General features: G+C 31.0%; 19 protein-coding genes and 1 pseudogene. 15 read left to right on the top strand and 5 right to left on the bottom strand.

What is annotated here, in order from left to right:
- Positions 1-571 precede the first annotated feature (571 nt).
- The gene (ubiE, locus tag ACUXZJ_RS06210; RefSeq protein WP_060383347.1) at positions 572-1303 is read left to right on the top strand and encodes a bifunctional demethylmenaquinone methyltransferase/2-methoxy-6-polyprenyl-1,4-benzoquinol methylase UbiE; all 732 of its coding nucleotides are present in this window, start codon (positions 572-574) and stop codon (positions 1301-1303) included.
- 3 nt (positions 1304-1306) lie between these two features.
- Positions 1307-2011, top strand: coding sequence for a type IX secretion/gliding motility protein PorT/SprT (gene porT / locus ACUXZJ_RS06205; RefSeq protein WP_060383348.1), 705 nt, complete (start codon positions 1307-1309; stop codon positions 2009-2011).
- Here the strand turns inward: porT and ACUXZJ_RS06200 are convergent.
- Positions 2008-2736, bottom strand: coding sequence for a TrmH family RNA methyltransferase (locus tag ACUXZJ_RS06200; RefSeq protein WP_060383349.1), 729 nt, complete (start codon positions 2734-2736; stop codon positions 2008-2010). The two genes, porT and ACUXZJ_RS06200, sit on opposite strands and share 4 nt — an antisense overlap.
- A gap of 29 nt (positions 2737-2765) precedes the next feature.
- On the opposite strand from ACUXZJ_RS06200, the gene tamL reads away from it, so the two are divergent.
- The 3 genes from tamL to accD all read left to right on the top strand — a co-directional run bounded on the left by tamL (position 2766) and on the right by accD (position 7362).
- Entirely contained in the window at positions 2766-5333 is a 2568-nt protein-coding gene (gene tamL, locus ACUXZJ_RS06195) for a translocation and assembly module lipoprotein TamL (RefSeq protein WP_063743651.1), read from the top strand.
- Positions 5334-5374: 41 nt separating this feature from the next.
- Complete coding sequence (gene fbaA, locus ACUXZJ_RS06190; protein ID WP_060383351.1) at positions 5375-6442, top strand: class II fructose-bisphosphate aldolase; 1068 nt, start codon at positions 5375-5377, stop codon at positions 6440-6442.
- Positions 6443-6507: 65 nt separating this feature from the next.
- Positions 6508-7362 carry an acetyl-CoA carboxylase, carboxyltransferase subunit beta gene (accD, locus tag ACUXZJ_RS06185; RefSeq protein ID WP_060383352.1) on the top strand — a complete coding sequence of 285 codons (855 nt, stop codon included), beginning with the start codon at positions 6508-6510 and terminating at the stop codon, positions 7360-7362.
- A 676-nt stretch (positions 7363-8038) separates the two neighbouring features.
- On the opposite strand, the gene ACUXZJ_RS06180 is transcribed toward accD, so the two are convergent.
- Complete coding sequence (locus tag ACUXZJ_RS06180; RefSeq protein ID WP_060383353.1) at positions 8039-9295, bottom strand: ABC transporter permease; 1257 nt, start codon at positions 9293-9295, stop codon at positions 8039-8041.
- Between the two features lie 110 nt (positions 9296-9405).
- Between ACUXZJ_RS06180 and purH the strand changes: the two genes are divergently transcribed.
- The 8 genes and pseudogenes from purH (at position 9406) to rodA (ending at position 19456) form a co-directional block, all read left to right on the top strand.
- Entirely contained in the window at positions 9406-10938 is a 1533-nt protein-coding gene (gene purH / locus ACUXZJ_RS06175; protein WP_060383354.1) for a bifunctional phosphoribosylaminoimidazolecarboxamide formyltransferase/IMP cyclohydrolase, read from the top strand.
- Positions 10939-12617: 1679 nt separating this feature from the next.
- Positions 12618-12941, top strand: a pseudogene (locus tag ACUXZJ_RS06170) (hypothetical protein); the annotation flags it as partial.
- A gap of 111 nt (positions 12942-13052) precedes the next feature.
- Positions 13053-13703, top strand: coding sequence for a peroxiredoxin (locus ACUXZJ_RS06165; protein ID WP_060383356.1), 651 nt, complete (start codon positions 13053-13055; stop codon positions 13701-13703).
- A gap of 121 nt (positions 13704-13824) precedes the next feature.
- Positions 13825-14853, top strand: coding sequence for a rod shape-determining protein (locus ACUXZJ_RS06160; protein WP_014164948.1), 1029 nt, complete (start codon positions 13825-13827; stop codon positions 14851-14853).
- A gap of 64 nt (positions 14854-14917) precedes the next feature.
- On the top strand, positions 14918-15748 hold the full coding sequence (gene mreC / locus ACUXZJ_RS06155) for a rod shape-determining protein MreC (RefSeq protein ID WP_060383357.1): 831 nt from the start codon (positions 14918-14920) through the stop codon (positions 15746-15748).
- Positions 15741-16247 carry a hypothetical protein gene (locus tag ACUXZJ_RS06150; RefSeq protein WP_060383358.1) on the top strand — a complete coding sequence of 169 codons (507 nt, stop codon included), beginning with the start codon at positions 15741-15743 and terminating at the stop codon, positions 16245-16247. Before mreC ends, ACUXZJ_RS06150 begins: the two co-directional genes overlap by 8 nt.
- 3 nt (positions 16248-16250) lie before the next feature.
- Complete coding sequence (gene mrdA / locus ACUXZJ_RS06145) at positions 16251-18200, top strand: penicillin-binding protein 2 (RefSeq protein ID WP_063743648.1); 1950 nt, start codon at positions 16251-16253, stop codon at positions 18198-18200.
- Positions 18200-19456 carry a rod shape-determining protein RodA gene (gene rodA / locus ACUXZJ_RS06140; protein WP_060383360.1) on the top strand — a complete coding sequence of 419 codons (1257 nt, stop codon included), beginning with the start codon at positions 18200-18202 and terminating at the stop codon, positions 19454-19456. Before mrdA ends, rodA begins: the two co-directional genes overlap by 1 nt.
- 4 nt (positions 19457-19460) lie before the next feature.
- Here rodA and ACUXZJ_RS06135 read toward each other — a convergent pair whose 3' ends face one another.
- Positions 19461-20243: a DNA/RNA non-specific endonuclease gene (locus ACUXZJ_RS06135; protein ID WP_446196035.1), complete on the bottom strand. Its 783-nt coding sequence runs from the start codon at positions 20241-20243 to the stop codon at positions 19461-19463.
- Positions 20244-20318: 75 nt separating this feature from the next.
- Between ACUXZJ_RS06135 and ACUXZJ_RS06130 the strand changes: the two genes are divergently transcribed.
- The gene (locus ACUXZJ_RS06130; RefSeq protein ID WP_060383362.1) at positions 20319-20870 is read left to right on the top strand and encodes a hypothetical protein; all 552 of its coding nucleotides are present in this window, start codon (positions 20319-20321) and stop codon (positions 20868-20870) included.
- Here ACUXZJ_RS06130 and ACUXZJ_RS06125 read toward each other — a convergent pair.
- Both ACUXZJ_RS06125 and ACUXZJ_RS06120 read right to left on the bottom strand, forming a co-directional pair.
- Positions 20865-21776, bottom strand: a complete 912-nt coding sequence (locus ACUXZJ_RS06125; protein WP_060383363.1) for a GYDIA family GHMP kinase — start codon at positions 21774-21776, stop codon at positions 20865-20867. The genes ACUXZJ_RS06130 and ACUXZJ_RS06125 overlap by 6 nt on opposite strands.
- A 21-nt stretch (positions 21777-21797) precedes the next feature.
- Complete coding sequence (locus ACUXZJ_RS06120; RefSeq protein WP_063743646.1) at positions 21798-23114, bottom strand: hydroxymethylglutaryl-CoA reductase, degradative; 1317 nt, start codon at positions 23112-23114, stop codon at positions 21798-21800.
- Between the two features lie 472 nt (positions 23115-23586).
- Between ACUXZJ_RS06120 and ACUXZJ_RS06115 the strand changes: the two genes are divergently transcribed.
- Entirely contained in the window at positions 23587-25758 is a 2172-nt protein-coding gene (locus tag ACUXZJ_RS06115; protein WP_063743645.1) for a S9 family peptidase, read from the top strand.
- Positions 25759-25769 lie beyond the last annotated feature (11 nt).

Below are 25769 nucleotides of genomic sequence, written 5' to 3'. Positions count from 1 at the left end.
GTGATTTCTCCCTTTGGTCGAAATGACAAGATTGTCAGCTTTTTGGGCAGTCTCAGGGGTAAAAAAGTATTATGAGGAAATTTCAAAGTTAGATGGTATAAATCAACATGCGGTTTGTCACTCCTGCGTAAGGAGGAGTTTGATAATCAATATTATGTGATTTCTCCCTTTGGTCGAAATGACAAGATTGTCAGCTTTTTGGGCAGTCTCAGGGGTAAAAAAGTATTATGAGGAAATTTCAAAGTTAGATGGTATTAGGTGATAAAAATTTATCACAAACAAAAAATTTTTGAACCTAAAAAGCACTCTTATTTTATCCTTAGTATAATAAAACCACATCTACAAAAGAAAAATTTCCTTCATTTTATTTCCCCCCTTCTTTACTCATAATTTAGGTTAAATATGTATTATTTCAAAATAACATTAATTGAGTTTAACATTTCAAAAAACTTTTCTTCTCCAAAAGAACACAACAATAAATAAGCCTCAATTTTCACGCCTCTTATTTATCAATCAACAACCTTATTCCTCATTCAAAATTAAATTTTATATTTGCTTCAAATATTTTCTTATGTCAATTAGTACAAAACCTTATAAAAATTCTGACTCAAGCAAAAAAGAACAAGTATCTAAAATGTTTGATACGATATCTCATGAATACGACAGCTTAAATCGCGTGATCTCATTCGGGATAGATGTGCAGTGGCGAAAAAATATTGTAAAATTAGTAAGCACTATTCGTCCTAAAAAAATACTAGATATAGCTACAGGAACAGGGGATTTAGCCATCTTAATGAAAGATACAAAAGCTGAAAAAATTATAGGTTTAGATATTTCTGCAGGAATGCTAGAAGTTGGTCGAGAAAAAATAAACAAAAAGGGGTTATCTAATCAAATTGAACTCATATTAGGCGATTCTGAAAATATTCCTTTCGAGGAGAACAGCTTTGATGCTATAACAGTAAGTTTTGGCATTCGAAATTTTGAGAATTTAGAAAAAGGTCTTTCCGAAATTTACAGGGTATTAAAACCAGAAGGTATTTTTGTTATTCTAGAAACTTCTGTCCCTGAAAAATTCCCTTTTAAACAAGGTTATCATTTTTACACTCAAACGATTATGCCTTTAATAGGAAAAATATTCTCTAAAGACAAAGTAGCTTATCGTTATCTAGCAGATTCAGCATCTATTTTTCCTTATGGAGAAACGTTAAACAATATTTTACAAAAAATTGGGTTTATAGATGTAAAGCATGCTCCACAAACTATGGGAGTTGCGACAATTTATTCTGCTTCAAAAAAATAAAAAATGAAACAATATTTAATATTATTACTATTTGCATTTCCTGTTTTAGGTCAATCTCCTTTTACCAAACACATGTTTGCAAAAAAACCATTAATCAATCTAGCTAATTTTGATAAACAGCGAATTCATTTTGGTTTTTTCTTAGGATTTAATAATTATGATTTTAAAATCAGCAAAAAGCAAAATGGACAAGATGTTATTGTAGATAGTCAAACAGGTTTTAATGTAGGACTAATAGCCAACCTAAGGCTACACGAACATATTGATTTACGTTTTGAACCAGGATTACATTACGGACAAAGAAATCTTCATTTTCCTAATATGAAAGAAAGTCGAGATGAACTCAGAGAAGCAAAATCAACTTACATTCATTTCCCCCTTCTTTTGAAATTTTCATCAAAACGTACAGGAAATATCAAACCTTATATAGTAGGCGGTATTTCTAGATCTATCAATTTATCTAGCAACGCTGAATCTCTAGATGATAATTTTGCTAACCGCTTTAGAATGATTAAACAGAGTAATAACTATGAGTTAGGAGCTGGTATTGACATTTATCTTGAATATTTTAAATTTTCACCTTCTATAAGAGGCATTTTCGGGTTTAATAATGAAATAATCCCTGACAACAATCCTAATAGTCCATGGACTGGAAATATTGATAGTATGAATACAAGGGGTATTTTCATAAATTTTGCTTTTCATTAAAAAGTCCTCTTAAACTCACTTAAAACTATTGCAGTAGCTGTAGCTACATTCAAACTTTCCGTTTTTTGTAAATCGCCAAATTGAGGTATTGCTATTTTATGCGAAACTTTATTTTCTATTTTTTTGGAAATACCGTTTGCTTCATTACCTAAAACAATTATACCTTGCTTAGAAAGCTCTTCTTTATATATATTATTACCCTCCATAAAAGCCCCATAAATAGGAAGTTTTGTTGTACTCAAAAATGATTCTAAATCAATATAATGAACATCAACTCTAGCTATAGATCCCATGGTGGCCTGTACCACTTTTGGATTATATAAATCTACCGTTTCTTTAGTACATACAATCTGAGCAACACCAAACCAATCACAAAGTCTAATTATCGTACCCAAGTTACCTGGATCTCTAATATCATCCAGTGCTACTATAAGTCCTGTTTCTTTCAACAATTGATCTTTTGGAATTCTAAATAAAGCTAAACAATTATTTGCTGTACTTAAAGCACTCATTTTATTTAATTCAGCAACAGACACTAACATTTTAAATTTAGCAGGCAATTCTTCAAATAAATTTTCTGTCATATACAAATACTCTAGCTCAAACTTAGATTCTAAAAGTTCACGAATAACCTTGATTCCTTCCGCTAAAAACAAGCCGTATTCTTTCCTGTATTTTTTTTGTTGTAAACTAGAGACAAGTTTTATTTGGTTTTTGCTAAGCATAAATGTATTTTTGAATTAATTTTTTTGATTTGAACAAAATCCCTACAAAAATATCAATAATTATTGTATTAGCAGTACTTTATACCGCATGTAGCACGGTAAAAAAAGTTCCTGCTAAAAGACATTTATTAATTAAGAACACTTTAGAAGTTGATGGTATCAAATTCAAAACTAATGAAGATGGAATTATTGAACAAATAAATCAACAACCTAACAGCTTTATTTTAGGTTTTAATTTAAGATTACATCTATATAATTTAGCAAAGGAACATACAGACTCTCTTTTTAAAAAAAATACATTAGATAATCCAAAAAAATACAAAAGATTATCCAAATGGCTATCCGAAAAGCAGGTTCATAGACTAGGAAAATCTTTTTTTTATTCTGGGATTCATAATTTTCTTAAAAAAACAGGAGAGCCTCCTTTTTTGGTAGATTCTCTTAAAACAATTAGAAATGCAAAAAACATAGAAGCTTGGTATCAAAACCAAGGTTATCTGCGCGCCAAATCTTCCTATAAAATTAATTATCTAAAAAACAAAAAAGCAACTATTGAATATTCCGTAAAAAAGGGCAGACCTTATATTTTAGATACAATCCATACAAACATAATCAATAAATCTATTGACTCTTTATATAAAAAAACAACACAAAAATCCTATACTAAACAAAAAAAACAGTATAAAGAAAGTGATTTTAGCAATGAAATAAATAGGCTCACTCAGTACTTCAAAAACAATGGCATATATGATTTTCAACAACAAAATATTGAATTTGAAATTGACACAGCTGATTACAAAGTACCTGTAACAATAAAAATAACCGATCGAAAAGTAAAAAAAGGAGATTCTACAATTACAAAACCTTATGAAATAAAAAAAATAGGAAATATAAAAATCAATATAATTAACAAACCTAAAAAAGGTTTTTTTATAAAGGAGATCAAAGACAGTCTAGCCTATAAAAGTTACAATTTTTATAGTAACGAAAAAATTAGACATAGAGCCAAAGCTATAACAGATGCTATTTTCATACAAAAAGATAGTGTTTTTAGCGATTTTAATAGAACACAAACATTACGTTCTTTAAGCAATCTACGTGTATTTAATTTCCCTAATATCATCTTTACAGAAAATTCTAAAGATAAAACTCTTACAACTAACATTACACTTATCCCTAAAGAACGATTTAGTTTTAGAGCAAGTGCTGATTTTACTCATTCTAACATACAAGATTTTGGTATTACAGGAAACACATCTGTTCTTATAAATAATATTTTTAGAGGGGCTGAAATTTTAGAAATTGGAATAAAAGGAAATCTAGGATCATCTAAAGATTTTGCAAATCCAAAAAAATTATTTTTCAATATTCAAGAATATGGAGCAGATTTAAAATTATCATTTCCTAGAATATTTTTTCCTCTTAACACAAAATCCATTATCCCTAAATCTATGTTTCCTAGTACTCTTATAAGTGCTGGTTTTTCAAAACAACTTAATATTGGTTTGGATAAAGAAAGTGTTACAGGAACTATAAATTACAGTTGGACTCCTTCTCCTAAAACTAATTTTAAATTAGATTTAGCGAATTTACAATATATAAAAAACGTTAACATCAATAATTACTTCAATGTATACACATCAAGTTATGAACAACTCAATCAGCTTGCTAAACGATACAATCATTATCCAGAAATAGTCGACGATCAAAATAATTTATCAATAGAAAATGGAGGACCTGATTTATTCATGAAATATGTTTTTGAAGGGCTTTATCCTGAACTAAATGAAAATATTCAAGACTTACGAACAATTCAAAGTATTCTAGAAAGAAAAAAAAGATTAACCGAAAACAATCTCATTCTGTCTAGTAGCATCAGTTACAACAAAACCTCCCAAACAGATATTTCTGATAAAGAGTTTTACAGTATTAAGACAAAACTGGAATCAACAGGAAATATTATGTCCTTCATAGCTGACATAAGTAAAAGACCTAAAAATGCTAATGGACATCGAAATATATTAGGACTTGAATACTCACAATATATAAAAGGAGAATTAGAATATATTAAACACTGGGATTTAAGAAATAATGTATATATAGCTTTCAGAGCCTTTGGAGGACTTGCAATACCCTATGGAAATTCAAACTCTATCCCTTTTACTCGAAGTTATTTTGCAGGAGGTGCTAATGATAATCGCGCTTGGCAATCATATAGTTTAGGCCCAGGAATATCAAACACAATAAATGATTTCAACGAAGCAAATATGAAATTAGCATTTAACACTGAAATCCGTTTTAACATTTTAGGTCAGCATCATGCCGCTTTATTTGCTGACTGCGGCAACATCTGGAATGCCAATATTGGAAAAGCATACGAAATAGACGAAGAAAAAGTATTTAAAAATATTAAATCTTTAGAAGGTCTTGCATTAGGAACAGGAATAGGCTATCGCTATGATTTTAATTTTTTCATACTACGATTAGATTGGGGATTCAAAACATATTCACCCAATCTTAATCAAGGAAGTCGTTGGTTAACAGAATTCAACATAAATAAATCTCAATTTAATATAGGCATTAATTATCCATTCTAAATAAATTTGTAATTTTGTCCATCTTTTAAAAAAACAAACAAATGACACACAACATAAAATCAGGTGTAGCAACTGGTGATCAAGTACAAGAAATTTTTAACTATGCAAAAGAAAAAGGGTTTGCTTTACCCGCGGTGAATGTAGTAGGTTCTAGTACTATTAATGGAACTATAGAAACAGCCGCAAAATTAAAAGCCCCTGTAATTATTCAATTCTCTAATGGAGGTGCTGCTTATAACGCAGGAAAAGGTCTTTCTAATGACGGACAACAAGCCGCCATTTTAGGCGCAGTAGCTGGAGCAAAACACATTCACACTTTAGCAGAAGCTTACGGAGCTACCGTTATATTACATACGGATCATTGCGCTAAAAATTTACTTCCTTGGATTGATGGTTTATTAGACGCTTCTGAAAAACATTTTGCAGAAACAGGTAAACCTTTATTTTCTTCACACATGATTGACCTATCAGAAGAACCTATAGAAGAAAATATAGAAATATGCAAAGAATATTTAGCTAGAATGAGCAAAATGGGCATGACTCTTGAAATAGAATTAGGTATTACAGGTGGTGAAGAAGATGGCGTAGACAATTCGCATGTGGATAGCTCAAAACTTTATACACAACCAGAAGAGGTAGCTTATGCGTATGAAGAATTAATGAAAATATCGCCCCGCTTTACAATTGCTGCTGCTTTTGGAAATGTACATGGTGTATATAAACCTGGAAATGTAAAGCTAACTCCTAAAATACTTAAAAATTCACAAGAATACGTTCAAAACAAATTCAATACAGGAAATAACCCTGTAGACTTTGTTTTCCATGGAGGATCAGGTTCTACACTTGAAGAAATAAGAGAAGCTATTTCTTATGGGGTAATTAAAATGAATATCGATACTGATTTACAATTTGCATTCACCGAAGGAATACGCGACTATGTAATTTCTAAAATTGACTATTTGCGAACTCAAATTGGTAATCCAGAAGGTACTGATGCTCCAAATAAAAAGCACTATGACCCTCGTAAATGGGTTCGTGAAGGCGAAATAACTTTCAATAAAAGATTAGAACAGGCTTTTGCCGACTTAAATAACATAAATACTCTTTAATTATCAGTTATAGTTATGAATTAAACCAACAATTCAAACTTATAACTTTAAACTCATAACTAATTATGGCTTGGTTTAAAAGAAAAGAAAAAGGAATTACGACTCCTACTGAGGCAAAAATGGATGTGCCTAAAGGTTTATGGTACAAATCGCCTACAGGAAAAATTGTAGACGCTGATGAGTTAGCCAGAAATTTATGGGTAAGTCCTGAAGATGATTTCCACGTACGTATAGGAAGTGCTGAATATTTCCAGATACTATTTGACAACAATCAATTTACTGAGTTAGATGCTAATATGACAGCTAAAGACCCTTTAAACTTTGTCGATTCTAAAAAATATTCTGATCGTTTAGTTGATACCATTAAAAAAACGCAACTTAAAGATGCTGTACGCACAGGAGTAGGAAAATCAAAAGGAAAGGATCTTGTGGTTTGTTGTATGGACTTTGCCTTTATTGGTGGATCTATGGGAGCTGTTGTGGGCGAAAAAATTGCACGTGGTATTGACCATGCTATCAAAAACAGAATCCCTTTTGTCATGATTTCAAAATCAGGAGGAGCGCGCATGATGGAGGCTGCTTATTCACTTATGCAATTAGCCAAAACATCTGCTAAATTAGCTCAATTGGCAGACGCAAAAATCCCTTACATTTCATTATGTACAGACCCTACAACAGGTGGAACCACTGCATCATACGCCATGTTAGGAGATATTAACATAGCTGAACCTGGAGCGTTAATAGGTTTTGCTGGACCTCGTGTAGTACGAGACACTACAGGAAAAGATTTACCTGAAGGATTTCAAACATCTGAATTTGTACTAGACCATGGATTTTTAGATTTTATTTCACATAGAAAAGATCTTAAAAACAAAATAAATCTATATATTGATTTGATTTTAAATCAAGAAATACGATAATTAAAGAAGTTATCCAAAAAGCAGTTTAACATTTTTAATTACATCTTCAATAATCAAAAGAAGGTTCATTATCAACATTCTGTTTTTTGCTTCACCTTTATTACTTCGTTTGAATCTCTATCTATAAAAAGAATCAAACGAAGTATTTTTTTTAACGACAATTCTTCTTTTAAAGATATCTGTGTTTCCCTACTCTAATTCTAATACCATTTAAACTTAAAATATACTAGATTAAAAAATAAAATTCTCGATATGTTTTTTTCATTTTAAAACAACCCTAACAAACGATTGAGTATATAATTGAAATCATCATTAGTTCGAGTGCGAAGCGCATCGAGAATCAACACTAATTCTTATTGCTTTTGTAGGATAGTACCTAAATCAACATGCAGTTTGTTACTCCTACGTAAGGAGGAGTCCCACAATCAACATTATGTAATTTCTCCTTTTGGGCGAAAGATTGCGAACTTTTTAGACAGTCCCAAGGTTAAAAAAATAATATTATAAGGGTATTTCAAAGTTTAAATGGTATAAAAACACCTTTATTTCTTCAAATATATTAAAGCTACGGTAATACATACTGCTGACCCTCGACAATATATTTTTTTTAAATAACTAATTTCAATATAAACTTGATGTAAAACAAGATTTAAGAATCAACCAAATCTAAGAAAAACTACATTCCACTTCTAATTGCCTCTACAGGATCTAATTTTGAGGCCGAAATAGCGGGTAATATCCCAGCTATTAAACCAATAATAATAGCTAAAAATGTTCCAAATAAGATATTTGAGAAACTCAGAACAAAATCAAAATCTAATACCTGTGTCAACCCTAAAGTAACTAACCAAACAAATATAATCCCTATTACACCTCCAATTAAACATAAAACAATTGCTTCAAACAAAAATTGCAGTAAAATAAAACGATTTTTAGCTCCCAAGGATTTCTGTATTCCTATTAAATTTGTACGTTCCTTTACCGATACAAACATAATATTAGCAATACCAAAACCACCAACTAGTAAAGAAAAACCAGCTATTATCCAACCTATCAAATTCATCTGCGAAATTAACCCATCCAACATATCAGTTGCTCCTTTTATAAAATTCAAAAAGAAATTATTGATTTGCCCGTGACTTAACCCTCTGTAAGTTCTCATTTTTTGAACAATTTCACCTTTCACTTCCGCTTCACTTACTCCTTCAAGGGGTTTAATAATAATAACAGGCATAAACTTTTCATTATTATCACTATAAAGAGCTCGTACTTTATTTAAATTAAGATATACACTCCCATCTGGATTTTCCCCAAAATTAATCATACGATTCCCTACTTTTCTTAAAACCCCAAACACTTTAAAACGCTGTCCGTATATTCTAATTTCTTTCCCTATTGCTGACATACCATCAAAAAGAGTTTGTGCTACTTCAGCTCCAATTACCACACCACCAGTACTCGAATTAGACTCTTGTTCATTAAAGAACCGTCCTTCTAAAAAATCTAATTTGTTAATATCTATATACTCATAAGTACAAGGTACAATTCCTACGTTAGTCATTGTTTTATCCTCAAACTTCACAGTTTCACGTTTGGTAAAATACTGATAACAAATCCCTTCTATTTTAGAGGTATTCTCTTTCAAATAACGATATTCATCATAGGTAACTTTAGGAAATTGCTCTATTTTCCAATCAGGAACATCCGTAGGTGAAAAAGAATACTTAAATAAATACACTGCACTATTATCTAAACTCCCCACATCCTTTTTAATTTTCTGATCCAATGAATCTACAGCTGATAAAATAGTTATAATAGAAAAAATTCCAATGGTAACACCTAATAAAGAAAGTAATGTTCTTAACTTATTATTGCGCAACGCATTCACAGCAAAACTAAAGCTCTCTTGAAGCAATCGTAGGTATATGATCATAACGTTTTTATTTATTGGTACTAAATTATTCTCTTTTGTTACAATTCTAAAATCTAATTTTGAATAGCTCTCAAAAAAAACTATTTTTGTCCTTTAATCACAACAACACAATGAATACTACTAAAACAATTCAATCGGCATTGATTTCAGTGTTCGACAAGACGGGTCTTGAACCTATCGTAAAAAAATTACACGAACAAAATGTTACAATTTACTCTACAGGAGGAACTGAAGAATTTATCTTAAATTTAGGAATACCTGTTGTACCTGTAGAAGAAATAACTCAGTACCCTTCTATCTTGGGAGGTCGTGTTAAAACTTTACATCCTAAAGTTTTTGGAGGTATCTTAAACCGTCAAGAAAACGAGAATGATGTAGCACAAATGCAAGAGTATGCAATTCCTCAAATTGACTTAGTAATAGTAGATCTCTATCCTTTTGAAAAAACCGTTGCTTCAAAAGCTAGTGAAGCTGAGATAATTGAAAAAATAGATATTGGTGGAATTTCTCTAATAAGAGCAGCTGCTAAAAACTTCAAAGATACAGTTATCATTCCTTCTATTAGCGAATACAATTTATTATTAGAACTTATTAGTAATCAAAACGGAGCAACCACTTTAGAACAACGCAAAAAATTTGCTATTAAAGCCTTTAATATTTCTTCTCATTATGATTCGGTTATTTTTAATTATTTTAACCAAAATCTCGAAGAACCTGTTTTAAAAATTAGTGACACCAAAGGAGAAGTTCTTCGTTATGGGGAAAACCCTCATCAAAAAGGATTTTTCTTTGGCGACTTAAACAAAATGTTTAACAAATTAAATGGCAAAGAATTATCATATAACAATTTATTAGATATTGATGCAGCAGTAAATCTAATAAGTGAATTTAAAAATGACGCTCCTACATTTGCCATCTTAAAACACAACAATGCTTGCGGCATAGCTACTCGCACAACTATAAAAGAAGCTTATTTAGATGCTTTGGCTGGCGACCCTACCTCTGCTTTTGGAGGCGTTCTAATAGCCAACAACACAATTGACGTAGTAACTGCAAACGAAATCAATAAACTATTCTGCGAAGTAATCATAGCCCCTGCTTACAACAATGAGGCAATAGAAATACTAAAAGAAAAGAAAAACAGAATCATATTAATACAAAATCCTGTTGATTTACCCAAAACTAATGTAAGAAGCTGTTTAAATGGCACCTTAGTTCAAGAAAAAGATTTAATAACAGATTCTAAAGAATTTTTAAAAACAGTAACAACATCTATTCCTACAGAAAAAGAAATAGAAGACTTATTATTTGCTTCGAAAATCTGTAAACACACCAAATCAAACACTATTGTTTTAACTAAAAACAAACAATTATATGCCTCAGGCACAGGACAAACTTCACGTGTAGATGCCTTATGCCAAGCAATAGAAAAAGCAAAATCATTTAATTTTAATTTACAAGGTGCTGTTATGGCAAGTGATGCGTTCTTTCCTTTTCCTGACTGTGTTGAAATTGCCCATAAAGCAGGTATTACATCCGTAATCCAACCAGGCGGATCAATAAAAGATGAATTAAGCATAGCATACTGCAATGAAAACAAAATGTCCATGGTCTTTACAGGCACGAGACATTTTAAACATTAAAAATAATTTTTAAAACAAACATCCTACCCTTGTCAATTTAAATTGACAAGGGTTTTAAAAAAAAATAACATTTTTAACTTTTTACTAACAATATATATATCCATAAATAACCGTTATTTCCTCTATATAACTTATTTTTGCAACGCCCTTAAATACCTCAAATGATTTTTACATTGAAATTTGTCTAATACAATTTCTAAACACGTGTATACACTAGCATCAATATCACAATACTCGTTTGTATAACTTAAAAATCACAAAAAAATCCTTAAAAAAGAGGAAAAATTCCAAACAAAACCAACCATTGTAGCTAAAGAACAATACTAAACATTTTAAAAATCTAATTATCAAAATCTAGATCAAACAAAAAACATAATACTTTTTAAACAAAACAAATCATTATAATGAGAAATTCATTACTCCTTCTTTTTACATTATTTATTTTTAATAACACAAACTCTCAAAACATTTTTCCTACTTCAGGAAATACCGGAATTGGAACGCTAACTCCTTCTCAAAAACTTGAGGTTAATGGAAATGCTATTTTTGACAATCAGTCATCCAATCATACACATATAAAAATTGGTCATGATGCAAATGACAATATCATTTCTGACAATTCAAATGAAAAACACTATAGCGGAGGATATTTCTTTAGAGTACACAACGAAACAATACCACACAAATATATAGATGCTTTACTAATAAGTGAAAATGGTAATATAGGAATAGGCACAGCAACCCCTTCCAATGATCAAGGCTGGGCTAGAGTACTTGATGTAGCAGGCAATGATCATTCTAAAATATTAGTTACCAACTCGAATGCTACATACAAAACAGGAATCTTTTCACACAATAACTGGCATGGAGGAGGAGGCTTCTTAGGAACCGAAAGTAACCACAACCTTCATTTAATAACAGGCTATACGCCCAGAATATCCATACTTACAAATGGAGATACTGGAATTGGAACACTAACTCCTTCTAATGATCAAGGCTGGGCTAGAGTACTTGATGTAGCAGGCAATGATCATTCTAAAATATTAGCTACCAACTCGAATGCTACATACAAAACAGGAATCTTTTCACACAATAACTGGCATGGAGGAGGAGGCTTCTTAGGAACCGAAAGTAACCACAACCTCCATTTAATAACAGGCTACACTCCCAGAATATCCATACTTACAAATGGAGATACCGGAATTGGAACACTAACTCCTTCTCAAAAACTTGAGGTTAATGGAAATATTATTTTTGACAATCAGTCATCCAATCATACACATATAAAAATTGGTCATAATGCAAATGACAATATCATTTCTGACAATTCAAATGAAAAACACTATGGTGGAGGGTATTTATTTAGAGTACACAACGAAACAATACCACACAAATATATAGATGCTTTACTAATAGGTGAAAATGGTAATGTAGGAATTGGTGGCAAATCATCAAATAATAAATTTGAAGTTTATGGAAACACATCTATAGGAGGAGCTGATTTAAAATTAGGAATGAGTGACGGTCAGGATCAAGGTAAAATATTAGATCAAAGAGCTTTGGTACATGGGAATAACGATGAATTATGGGTTAATTACATGAGCGATTTTGAAGGAGGAACAAGAATAGGTAAAAGCGCAATAATACGAAACAACGGAGACACTGCCTTACAAGGTAGACTTGAAGTAAAAGAAATAAAAATAACAACTACTCCTACAGCGGACTTTGTATTTGAGGAAAATTATAATCTCCCTAAATTAGAAGAAGTAGAAAAACATATTAAAACAAAAAAACATCTACCCGAAATAGCCTCTGCAAAGCAAATGCAACAAGAAGGAGTAAATATAGGCGAATTTCAAATAAAACTTCTTCAAAAAATTGAAGAGTTAACTCTTTATTCTATTGAACAAAACAAGAAAATTGAAAAACAAAACAAGAAAATTGAAGAACAAAACAAAAGAATAATAGATTTAGAAAAACGAATAAACAGCACAAACAAATAAACTCCACAATAAACATCATCATTAATATTAGATATACTAATAAAAAATATCACAAATTTAAGATTTAAAAAAAACAATATTCACATTTTTAAACATTAAAACTAGATCAATATGATATTAATTGACAAAGAATTCCCTAGTATTTCCGTAAAAACAATTCAAAAAAACAAAGGTGTTTCAGAAGTAAACCTTTTTGAATTAGCAAAAAAAGAAAACAAAAAAATATTATTATTTTTCTATCCAAAAGATTTCACATACGTATGCCCTACTGAGTTATTTGCTTTTCAAGAAATCTCAAAAGAACTTGAAGAAAGAAATGTACTATTATTTGGAGCTTCATGCGACACTGTAGAAACACATGATGCTTGGCTACAAACCGATGCGTCTGAAGGAGGAATCAAAGGAATTACATATCCTTTAATCTCTGATTCAAATAGAAATCTTTCTAATATATTAGGTATATTAGATGGAAATAAAAGCATGGAAAATAACCATGAGATCATCATTAATGACAATATAAGTTACAGAGCTACTTATTTAATCAACGAAAAAGGCATTGTATTTCACCAAAGTTTAAACAACATGTCTCTGGGAAGAAATGTATTAGAATTCATGAGATTAATAGAAGGCTATACAAGCATACAAGAAACAGGAGAAGTTTGTCCTGCTAACTGGGAAAAAGGAAAAGAAACTTTTAAAAACGACAGAATCAGTACGGCAAAGTATCTATCCCGATTGTTAAGCAAACAATTCTCTAATTAAAAATAAAAATTGCGTTAAAAAAAATTTTAACGCAATTTTTATTTTCGTATTAACCAAAATATTTTCATACTTTTGCAACTTAGTATATTTTATAAAAACTAAGTAACCCTTAAAAGGAAATATGGGATTTTTTGATTTTATGACCGAGGACATTGCAATTGACCTTGGTACCGCAAACACTCTAATTATACACAACGACAAAGTTGTTATCGATAGCCCTTCCATAGTAGCGCGTGACCGTATATCTGGCAAAATTATTGCCGTAGGCAAAGAAGCTAATATGATGCAAGGGAAAACCCACGAAAACATAAAAACAATCCGTCCTTTAAAAGATGGAGTTATTGCAGATTTTGATGCTTCTGAACAAATGATCAAAATGCTTATTAGAAGTATTCCTGCATTGCAAAAAAAATTATTCACTCCTGCTTTACGTATGGTAATTTGCATTCCATCAGGAATAACAGAAGTAGAGATGCGTGCAGTAAAAGAATCCGCAGAACGTGTAAACGGCAAAGAAGTGTACTTAATTCATGAACCAATGGCAGCCGCTATAGGTATTGGTCTAGACATTATGCAACCAAAAGGGAACATGATTGTAGACATAGGTGGAGGTACTACCGAAATTGCCGTAATTGCATTAGGAGGAATTGTTTGTGACAAATCAGTAAAAATTGCTGGTGATGTGTTTACAAATGACATCATTTATTACATGCGTACACAACACAACTTGTTTGTAGGAGAAACAACAGCCGAAAAAATAAAAATCGAAATAGGAGCAGCAATCGAAAATCTAGACTCTCCTCCAGACGATATGTCGGTTCAAGGTCGTGACCTTTTAACAGGTAAACCTAAACAAGTAGAAGTATCATATCGCGAAATAGCCAAAGCCCTAGATAAATCTATTCAACGTATTGAAGATGCCATCATGGAAACTTTATCCCAAACTCCTCCTGAATTAGCAGCAGATATATACAACACAGGTATTTATTTAGCAGGTGGAGGATCAATGTTAAGAGGTTTAGACAAACGTATCTCTCAAAAAACAGACCTCCCTGTTTTTATTGCAGAAGATCCTTTAAGAGCTGTCGTTAGAGGGACAGGAATGACCCTTAAAAACTTAAATAGATTCCGTAGCATTTTAATAAAATAAGATTACGTAATCTTATTTTATTAAAAACACAACATAGTATAACAACCTTTACTATTATTTTACGATGCAGCAAATTCTAAATTTCATTATAAAAAACAGCACTCGATTGCTGTTTTTGCTGCTTTTGGTAATTTCGTTAACACTTACCATTCAGTCCCACTCTTACCATAGAAGTCAGATGGTAAATTCAGCAAATGCCGTTACAGGAAGTGTATACGAAAAAGTAAATGAAGTAGAAACCTACTTTAGTCTACAAAATCAAAATGACAAATTAGCAAAGGAAAATGCTTATTTAAGAAAACTCCTTTTCAATAAAAAAGATAGCGTTTCAATCCTACCAAAAGATTCTATTAAAGGATATGACAAACTAGAGGTAATAAATTCTAGAGTTATTAATAATTCATACAACAAAACTGAAAATTATCTAACCATAAGTTCTGGTTCAACAAAAGGAATAAAACCAGACATGGGAGTAATTAGCAATGAAGGCATAGTAGGAGTTATTGAAAAAACTTCTCCCAATTACTCAACCGTAATTAGTGTATTGAATTTAAAATCTAAAATAAACGCCAAAGTTAAAAGAACGAACCATTTCGGTTCTTTAATTTGGAAAGCAAAAAATGCTGGTTATGCACAACTTATTGAAATACCTAGATTAGCAAGTGTTAAAAAAGGTGACACAATAGTAACAGGTGGTCGTTCAACTATTTTTCCTGAAAACATACCTGTAGGTATTATTGACCGTATCTATATGGATACAGAAACTAATTATTACACCTTAGACGTTCGTTTATTTACAGATATGACGAACCTAAACCACGTATATATAATTAAGAATAAAGATGCTACTGAAATCAATAAACTGGAAGCTGAAACAGTAAAAAAAGATGAATAATACTCTTATATCAAATATAGTTCGTTTTGTACTGCTAGTTGCGGTTCAGGTAATCATTTTCAACAAAATAAACCTATTTGGTTTTGTAAACCCTTTTCCATATATTCTTTTTATACTTTTATATCCTGTCAATACAAATCAAGCAGGATTATTAATAAGTAGTTTTTTATTAGGCCTTTCTATTGATTATTTTGAAAATTCAGGAGGTGTTCATGCTACAGCTTGTTTAATACTCGCCTATTTGAGACCTAGCTTTTTTAAATTTGCTTTTGGATTAAGTTATGAATACCAAACAATACGAATAAATGATCGCCTATCACCCGAACGATTTACTTTTATACTGATTTCAATCATAACGCATCATATTATTCTTTTTACACTTGAATTTTTTAAATTCATATTTATGTTAGATGCTCTGATTCGCACCCTTTTTGCTTCCCTATTTACATTAATAGTAAGCATTATATTTATTTATTTATTTAAGCCTAGTAAACGTTAAAAAATGAGAAAGCTTCTTTTACCTGGTATGATTATAGTTTCTGCTATTCTAATCATAGCAAGGCTTTTTTATTTACAAGTAATAGATGATGAACTAAAACTAAAATCAGAAAACATCTCTATTAAAATAAAATATGACTATCCCGAAAGAGGATATATATATGATCGTAATGGCAACTTACTAGTAGCCAACCAACCCTCTTATGACATTATGGTCGTACCCAGAGAAGTAAAAAAACTGGACACGATTGAATTTTGCAAACTATTAAATATCACTAAAAAAGATTTTTTAAAACGTTTAGAAAAAGCGGTCGTTTATTCTCCTCTACTACCTTCTGTTTTTATGGGACAATTAAATAAGATGGAGTATGCTGCTTTTCAAGAAAAAGAGCGCAAATTTGATGGTTTTTATATTCAAAAACGTTCCTTACGAGATTATCAATTTCATCATGGAGCTAATATTTTTGGATTTATAACACAAGCAAATGAAGCTACAATTACCAAAAACCCTTATTATAAAAGCGGTGACTTACTGGGTAAACAAGGAGTAGAAGAAATGTATGAGGAAATACTAAGAGGTCAAAAAGGAGTAAAGCATATCCAACGCGATCGTTTTAATCGCGAAATTGGACTTTATAAAGAAGGCAAATACGATACAATTGCCATTCAAGGTAAAGACATCACCTTAACCATTGATTCCAAACTACAGGAATATGGTGAATTATTAATGAAAAACAAAAGAGGAGGAATTATTGCTATTGAACCTAAAACAGGCGAAATACTATGCTTAGTAACAGCTCCTACTTACGACCCTGCTATTTTAGTAGGTCGTCAGCGTTCAAAAAACTACACTAAATTATACAATGATTCTTTAGCAAAACCTTTGTACGACAGAGGTTTATTAGCTGAATACCCTCCAGGATCTCCTTTTAAAATCCTAACTGCTCTAGTTGGTCTTCAATCTGGCGCAATAAATACTGAAACAGCTGTAGGCTGTCATCATGGATTTAGTTATGGTCGACGATTTATGCGGTGTCACTGTGGAGGTGGTGTTCGAAAATTACACATGGGTATTGCTAAATCCTGTAATGCTTACTTTGGAACAACTTATCTAAGAACCCTTGGTATGTTCCCTAATGCCTCTAAAGGAGTTGATTCGTGGAGTGATCATTTAAAGAGTTTTGGATTAGGACAATTTATGGGATATGATTTACCTACGGGAAGAAAAGGTAATATCCCTACCTCTAAAACATACGAACGTTATTACCCTAATGGCAGCTTAAAATCAACCATGATAGTTTCTAATTCTATTGGGCAAGGCGAGATACTTATGACCCCAATTCAATTAGCAAACATGATGGCAACCGTTGCCAATAAAGGCTATTATTATACACCTCATATTATTAAAAAAATTAAAGGCCGACCAATTGACGCTAAATTCAGAACCAAACATACTACTACCATAAACAAAAAACATTTCCCTCCAGTAATTGAGGGATTGGCAGAGGTTTTTAAAACAGGAACTGCTTATTTTTTAGGCGTAGAAGGTATTGAAATATGCGGAAAAACAGGTACCGCAGAAAATTTTGCAAGAATAAACGGGAAAAAAGTCCAATTAGAAGACCATTCTATATTTGTAGCTTTTGCTCCTAAAAACAACCCTAAAATAGCCATGGCTGTTTTTGTTGAAAACGGAGGCTATGGAGCTACCATTGCAGGCCCTATTACCTCATTAATGATTGAAAAATATCTAAAAGGAAAGATTACTAATAAATTTAGAGAAGAAAACATTATAAACAGAAGTCTTCAACATCAATATAATAAATTTACTAGAAAATACATAGACTCCATGTACAGAATTAAGTTACGCAAAGATTCTTTAAATAGAGTCAAAGCAAAACAAAAGCTGGATTCATTAGAAAAAAATACTAACTCAGTTACAAAAACAAATTAATGAGAAATCAAAGTATTGGAAAAAATATTGACTGGATTACAGTATTAATTTATATTCTATTAGTACTAATAGGTTGGGCCAACATCTATTCAGCTGATGTAACACCTGATTCAAGTTATATTTTTGACATTAAACAAAATTATGGAAAACAATTAATTTTCATCTCCTTTACCGTACTAGTAATCATAGTTGTACTTTCTATTGAAGCTAAATTTTACGAACGCTTTTCGAGTGTACTTTATGGGATTTCATTACTTTCCTTAATTGGGTTATTTATAGCTGGTAAAACCATTGCTGGACAAAGATGTTGGTATGCCATAGGGTCTTTTACATTACAACCCTCCGAATTTGCTAAGTCAGCAACAGCTTTGGCTCTTGCAAAATTTTTAAGTGATAGTCAGATTAATTTAAAAAACTTTAATCATCAAGTATTAGGACTTGCTATCCTTTTTATACCCATAGGTCTCATTATGCTACAACCAGATGCGGGTAGTGCACTTATATTCATTACCATGATTTTTGTCCTTAATAGAGAAGGTCTACCCTCTTGGTACCTATGGACAGGCATAGGAGCTATTGTTTTATTTATCATGTCTTTATTATTAAAACCACAATACGTGGTACTCATTGTGTTAATAGGTGTAACGCTACATTTCTACAAATCAAAACCAGTGAGAAGAAATATAGTTGCCAGTTCCATTGTTTTTCTACTAATGTCAGGTTTTAGTATTTCTGTAAATTATGTTTTTGAAAATGTATTTCAACAACATCATAGAGATCGTTTTAATATCCTTTTAGGAAAAGAAGTTGATTTAGCAGGAATAGGTTACAACACCAATCAATCTGAAATAGCTATTGGATCAGGCGGATTATTAGGAAAAGGCTGGTTAGAAGGCACTCAAACTAAAGGAAATTTTGTACCCGAACAACATACAGATTATATTTTTACAACTGTTGGGGAAGAATGGGGTTTTCTAGGATCGACTGTGGTAGTATTATTATTTGCAGGATTATTACTTCGTATTTTATATTTAGCCGAAAATCAACGTACAAAATTTAGTCGAATTTACGGATACGGCGTTGCCTCTGTTTTATTTACTCATTATTTTGTAAACATTGCCATGGTTATAGGTATCTTTCCTACTATTGGAGTTCCATTGCCTTTTCTTTCTTATGGTGGGTCTAGCTTATGGTCTTTTACCATTTTACTTTTTATCTTTTTAAAAATGGACGCAAATAAAGTAAACGAGTGGTAGTGCTTCAAAAACTCCACTCTTTATAATTTTTATTTCTTTCTAAGGTATTTTCTATATCATCAGAAAGTTTAGAAAAAAAATCAATTCCAGTTATTTGCTCTATTTCATCTATTGACACAGTAAATTCATAAAGCGGGCGATTTGAATCTTCATGAGGTATTAAAAAAGCAATTCCTTTATATTTACCCTCTTTTTTATTTAATAATATTTTATAAAAATACTCAGGTACTGTAACTTTTTCTCTCCCTATATGTTTTAATTTTCCAGATAAGATTCCTCCTGTAACTACATATAATCCATTATATTTCTTTGCCCAATATCGTGTCTTTTGTTCTAAACGATTCCATATTCCTGCATTAAAATCATTTCTTTGTGGTGTTATATTAGAGGTATAAAACGTTTCATCAAAAGCTTTTTTAGAAAATCGCCTATCCGCTGCGGGGCATAAATGACCACGATCATATCCTGAACGAATATAGTTTTTCCAACTAGCTGATCCACTTTCAACCATTGGATCATCTATAAAATAGGGTCTTTTATGATGTATATATACAATTTCGTTCCTATTTAGTTGATATGCCACCCATTCCGCTTGTTCATCTTTTTCGCTATAAGAAAGCGTATAATACAAATGACGCACCACTTGCCCCGTTTTAGATGTGGGCAATAAAAAATCAGAATTAATTTCTTCTGATACAAAATCATGTTTCTTTATTTCTTCATTCTTCTTACAACTTAAAACAAACCATGATAATAATACAGAATGAATAAAAAATAATCTCTTCATAATTTATTAAAAATAATATTTGTAAATTTAGTAACCTCAAACAGAAAAGTATGAGCTAATTTTAAAAAAAATATTATGAATTTAAAATTTATTTACTCAGGAGTATTTATGCTTATTTCTATAGGAATACAAGCACAAGAAAATACACTTTCTGAATCTGAAAAACAATTAATCATTAAGAAAGAAGATTCTATTGCTAAAATAAAATTAAGTGAAGTACGCGCTCAAAAAGAAGCTAAAAAAATAGCAAAAGAAAAGGAGAAAGCACTAAAAACAGAAAAAGCGCTTAAAGAAGCAGAAGCTGACCGAATTAAAGAAGAACAACGCCGGATAGAACAATTAGAGAAAGACAAAAAAAGAATGGAAAAACAGCTTGAAAAAGCTGAAAAAGAACGCAAAAAAATAGAAGAAGCCAAAAAGGATTTAGCAAAAGCACGTAACAAACAAGAAGAGATCAATCAAGATATTGAGAAAGAACAGAAAAAATTTGACAAACTCAACCAAAAAGGAAAGCTATCTCCTCTAGACATTGAAAAGTGGAATAAAAAAATAGAAAAAATGCGTGAAAAAGCTACTACCCAAGACAAAAAAGTAAAAAAAGCGGAACGTGAATTAGAAAAATTATAAAATAATATCTTTGTAAGATAAAATTACGGTATACCCTTTATCTAAAAAATAGGATAAAGGGTTTTCCTTTGAAACAACCATAACAAAATCCCCTCCCCAAGCTCCTAAACTTTTAACCACACCATTAAAATCCGTAAAAAGTGTCTCTTTTACAGTTTGCTTCTCCAAAATCGTACTCATTTCGATTTCGTGTAATTCTAATGCTTTAGAAAAACTTTCTATTTCAGTTGCATTTATAACTTGTTGAGTAAGTGTATTAATCCTTGGAATTATGGTTTTTATATCAGCTTTCTTTTCATTATATCTCTTAATTGCAGTTCGACTATTTTGTTTTTGATTTAAATAAACAAAATATATCTGATCTATAAAATCTGGAAAAAAATCAGTTTCTATAGTATGGGGTTTTCCATCAATAAGTTGATAAATTATTGGAGAAGAATATTTCGCACATGCAATATCATATCCACTACCTCCAAAACTATTTTTAAGCAATGTAAAAGCATCAATCTCTAACCATTGAGCAATATTATTTATTAGTGTTGAAGAAGTCCCTAAACCCCAAGTTTTTGGAAAAGTTAGTTCTGTTTTTATTTTGTATCCTGAATGTTTTTTAAAAAAATCTTTATTTAACAAGTATCCGTGGTATAGTATTTCCACTAATGTTGTTTTTATCTTATCCTCTTTAAATTCTTTTTTAGCTAGAACCTCTTGCAAACTAAAAGAACTCTCAAACCAGATACTACCATCACTATCGTAACTAGTCCACTCAAAAGTATTAGACAATCCCTCTTCAATTATCAAATTTTGTCCAAACTTTGTAGGCAACGCTAAAGCTTGAGCACCATCTAAAACTACATATTCTCCTGTAATCAATAGCTTACCGTTGCTATAAAAAGTTTGTTTCATAGTTATTTATAAAAAAGTTTTTTACTTTCTAATTTCAGCTAGATAATCTACAACGGCGCTATGTGAAACCGTATTTTTCTCAAAGTATTTCACCACTTTTTTTCGTTCCTCTTCAGTAGCTTGAAATTGGTTTAAAATATTCATCAAGTGCATTTTCATGTGTCCTTGCTGAATGCCTGTGGTAGTTAAGCTACGCAATGCAGCAAAATTTTGAGCTAAACCAGCCACTGCTATCACTTGCATTAATTCTTGGGCGGATGGTTTTTCTAACATTTCTAGGGCTATTTTGACTAAAGGATGCAAAGTAGTTAATCCTCCTACTGTACCTAATGCTAAAGGAATTTCCATCCAGAAAGTAAAGATTCCGTTTTCTATTTTAGCATGAGACAAACTAGAATATCTGCCTTCTTTTGAAGCATAAGCATGAACTCCTGCTTCTATTGCTCTAAAATCATTACCTGTAGCAATTACTACAGCATCTATTCCATTCATGATGCCTTTATTATGTGTAACGGCACGATAGGGTTCTATCTCTGCTATACGAACTGCCTGTACAAATTTTTCGGCGAACTCTTGTGGATTTTCAATATGTTTTTCAGCTAATTCTTCTACTTTACAAGAAACTTCTGCACGAACTAAACAATTTGGAACATAATTAGATAAAATACTCATCACTATTGTGATGTTTTTTTCTTCTTCTGAAAATATTTCAAATACTTGTGCTTCCTTTTTTAATGTTTTCGCAAATTGCTCTAAACATGAATTAATAAAGTTAGCTCCCATTGAATCTTTTGTTTCAAAAGTGGCGTGTAATTGATAATAGTTTTCTAAATCCGTTGTTTTATCACGAAGTATAATATCTAAAATTCCTCCTCCGCGTTTTTGCATATTCTTAGTAATACTTTCCGTTTCGAGAAAAAATTTCGATTTAATTGCATCAAAAAAAGTTTCTAATTTTTGTTTATCTCCTTGGTAAATAAAATGGACTTGTCCTATTTTTTCAGTATTAATAACAGTTGTTTTAAATCCACCACGATCTGACCAAAATTTAGCAGACTTACTGGCAGCAGCCACTACACTACTCTCTTCTACAGCAAAAGGAATAGTATAATTCTTCCCATTAATTATAAAATTGGGTGCTACACCTAATGGTAAATAGAAATTGGTAATTGTATTTTCAATAAATTCATCATGCAATTTTTGTAAAATTGTATCATTATTCCAATATTGTTTAATGATGTCTTTTGCTTCTTCTACATTTGAAAAATGGGTTTCAACTATCCAATTGATTTTTTCTTCTTTTGATAATTTTGAAAATCCGCTAACTGCTTTAACCATTTTATTTTTTAAAATTTTTCTTATTTTTTCTACCTTTGTAATTATAACAATTACTTTGCGTTAGTATTTAACTAAATATCCTTTTAGAAAGTCTTTTACAGAGATTATTTTTATATCATTTAGGATTACAAAAAACAATAATCTATTTAAGTCTAAAATTTTTATTTTCAGACTTCTAATATTCTTTTCATTCTATATTATTTCTCTTAAAAAAACATATAATTCATCAATACCATAAAATCTATTTCTTAACTTCATTGAAGTTTTTTAGAGTTGCCATATAGACATGATTTGAAATCATTGTTGTTGATCACTGGCGAACTATTTGAGGTAACAAAAGTAATCATTTTACACAATAAAGCTACATGTAATCATACTCCTCATACAATCAAAATTAGCTTTTAATAAAAAAATACGTTATTATTTAGTTTTTTTTCACTAAAATTGGGCAATTTTTTACATCAACTAAAAAATGAAAAACAAAATTACATCCGTTTTAGTATTGTTTTGGGTATCATTTTCAGCGATAGCTCAAAAACAAATATCTTTAGAAGAGATTTGGTCTGGCGCTTTTAGAGCGCAAAGCATGACTGCTTTAGAAGCCATGAAAAACACGAATCAATATACTGTTTTGGATTTTGATCGAACCACTAGATCTTCGCAAATTAATTTATATGACTTTGCTACTTTGAGTAAAGTGGCCACATTAATTAACAGCAATGATTTTACTCAATTAGAAGGAATTGACACCTATACTTTTAGCAAAGATGAAAAAAAGGTTTTAATTGCAAATAATAGTGAACAAATTTTTCGTCACTCCTTTCTAGCTGATTATTTTATTTATGACACTACAAACAAAACATTAACTAAACTAGCTGATTATAAAGTACAAGAACCTACTTTTTCTCCTGATGGCTCAAAAATAACCTATGTTTACCAAAACAATTTATATGTTTATGATATAGCGTCAAAAAAGCACGTACAAATTACAAACGATGGCAAGAAAAATAGCGTTATTAACGGTGTAACTGATTGGGTATACGAAGAAGAATTTTCGTTTGTAAGAGCTTATGATTGGAATTTAAATTCTGATAAAATAGGTTTTATCCGTTTTGATGAAACGAATGTCCCCCAATTTTCAATGGATTTATATAATGAAGGTCTATATCCACTACAATCTGTTTTTAAGTACCCCAAAGCAGGTGAAAAAAACGCTATAGCTTCTTTACATATCTATGACATAAAAACAGGAATAACAAAAAAAATTAATTTAGATAATTATAATGATTTTTATATTGCTCGTATAAAATGGACTAATGACCCTAACACGTTAAGTGCGCAAATTTTAAATCGCCATCAAAATAATTTAGACCTATTATTTATAGATGGAAATTCGGGAACCTCTAAAGTTGTTCTTAACGAAAAAGATAAGGCTTACATAGATGTAACTGATAATTTAACATTTTTAAAAGATAATAGTTTTATTTGGACTTCCGAAAAAGATGGTTTTAATCATATTTATCATTATGACAAAACAGGTAAGTTAAAAACACAAATAACAAAAGGCTCTTGGGAAATAACTCATTATTATGGATTTGATGAAAAAAACAGCATGATTTATTATCAGTCTGTTGAAAATGGTTCTATCAATCGTGATGTATATGCTATAAAAATTGATGGTAGTTCTAAAAAACGTTTAACATCTCAAATAGGAACCAATGCAGCCACTTTTAGTCCTAACTTTCAATATTTTATAAACTCCTATTCTAGTGCTAAAAACGCACCAAAGTACACCCTAAACGATTCTAAAACAGGAAAAGAAATAAAAGTGATTTCTTCTAACGAAAAACTAGAAGAGAAATTAGCAGATTACAACTTACCTTCAAAAGAATTCTTTGAACTCATAACAGAGAAAGGACATAAGTTAAATACTTGGATGATTAAACCAAATAATTTTGACTCTACAAAAAAATACCCTGTATTTATGTTTCAATATTCAGGACCTGGTTCACAACAAGTAGCCAACAGATGGAATAACAATGATGATTACTGGTTCAAAATGTTAGCACAAGATGGCTATATAGTAGTTTGTGTAGACGGACGTGGAACAGGTTTTAAAGGAGCTGAATTTAAAAAATGCACTTATAAAGAATTAGGAAAATATGAAGTAATAGACCAAATAGACGCGGCAAAAGTAATAGGTAATTATTCTTACGTAGATAAAACTAGAATTGGTATATTTGGCTGGTCGTTTGGAGGATTTATGGCATCTAATTGCATTTTTCAAGGAGCCGATGTATTTAAAACGGCCATAGCAGTTGCACCTGTAACTTCTTGGAGGTATTATGATAGTATTTATACAGAGCGTTATATGCAAACACCTCAGGAAAACGCAGAGGGCTATGATAATAATTCGCCCATTACACACGTAAATAAATTAAAAGGAAACTTTTTATTAATTCATGGCACAGCTGATGATAATGTACACGTACAAAACACAATGAAAATGATAGAAGCTTTGGTACAGGCTAATAAGCAGTTTGAATGGGCCATTTATCCAGATAAGAACCATGGTATTTATGGAGGTAAAACACGTTTACAGTTGTATACTAAGATGACCCATTTCATAAAAGAAAAACTATAATTTACATATTT

Source organism: Flavobacterium sp. TN-1, from assembly GCF_052828645.1.
The sequence above is the reverse complement of the archived record's forward strand: the minus strand, read 5'-3'. Positions and strand labels throughout refer to the sequence as shown.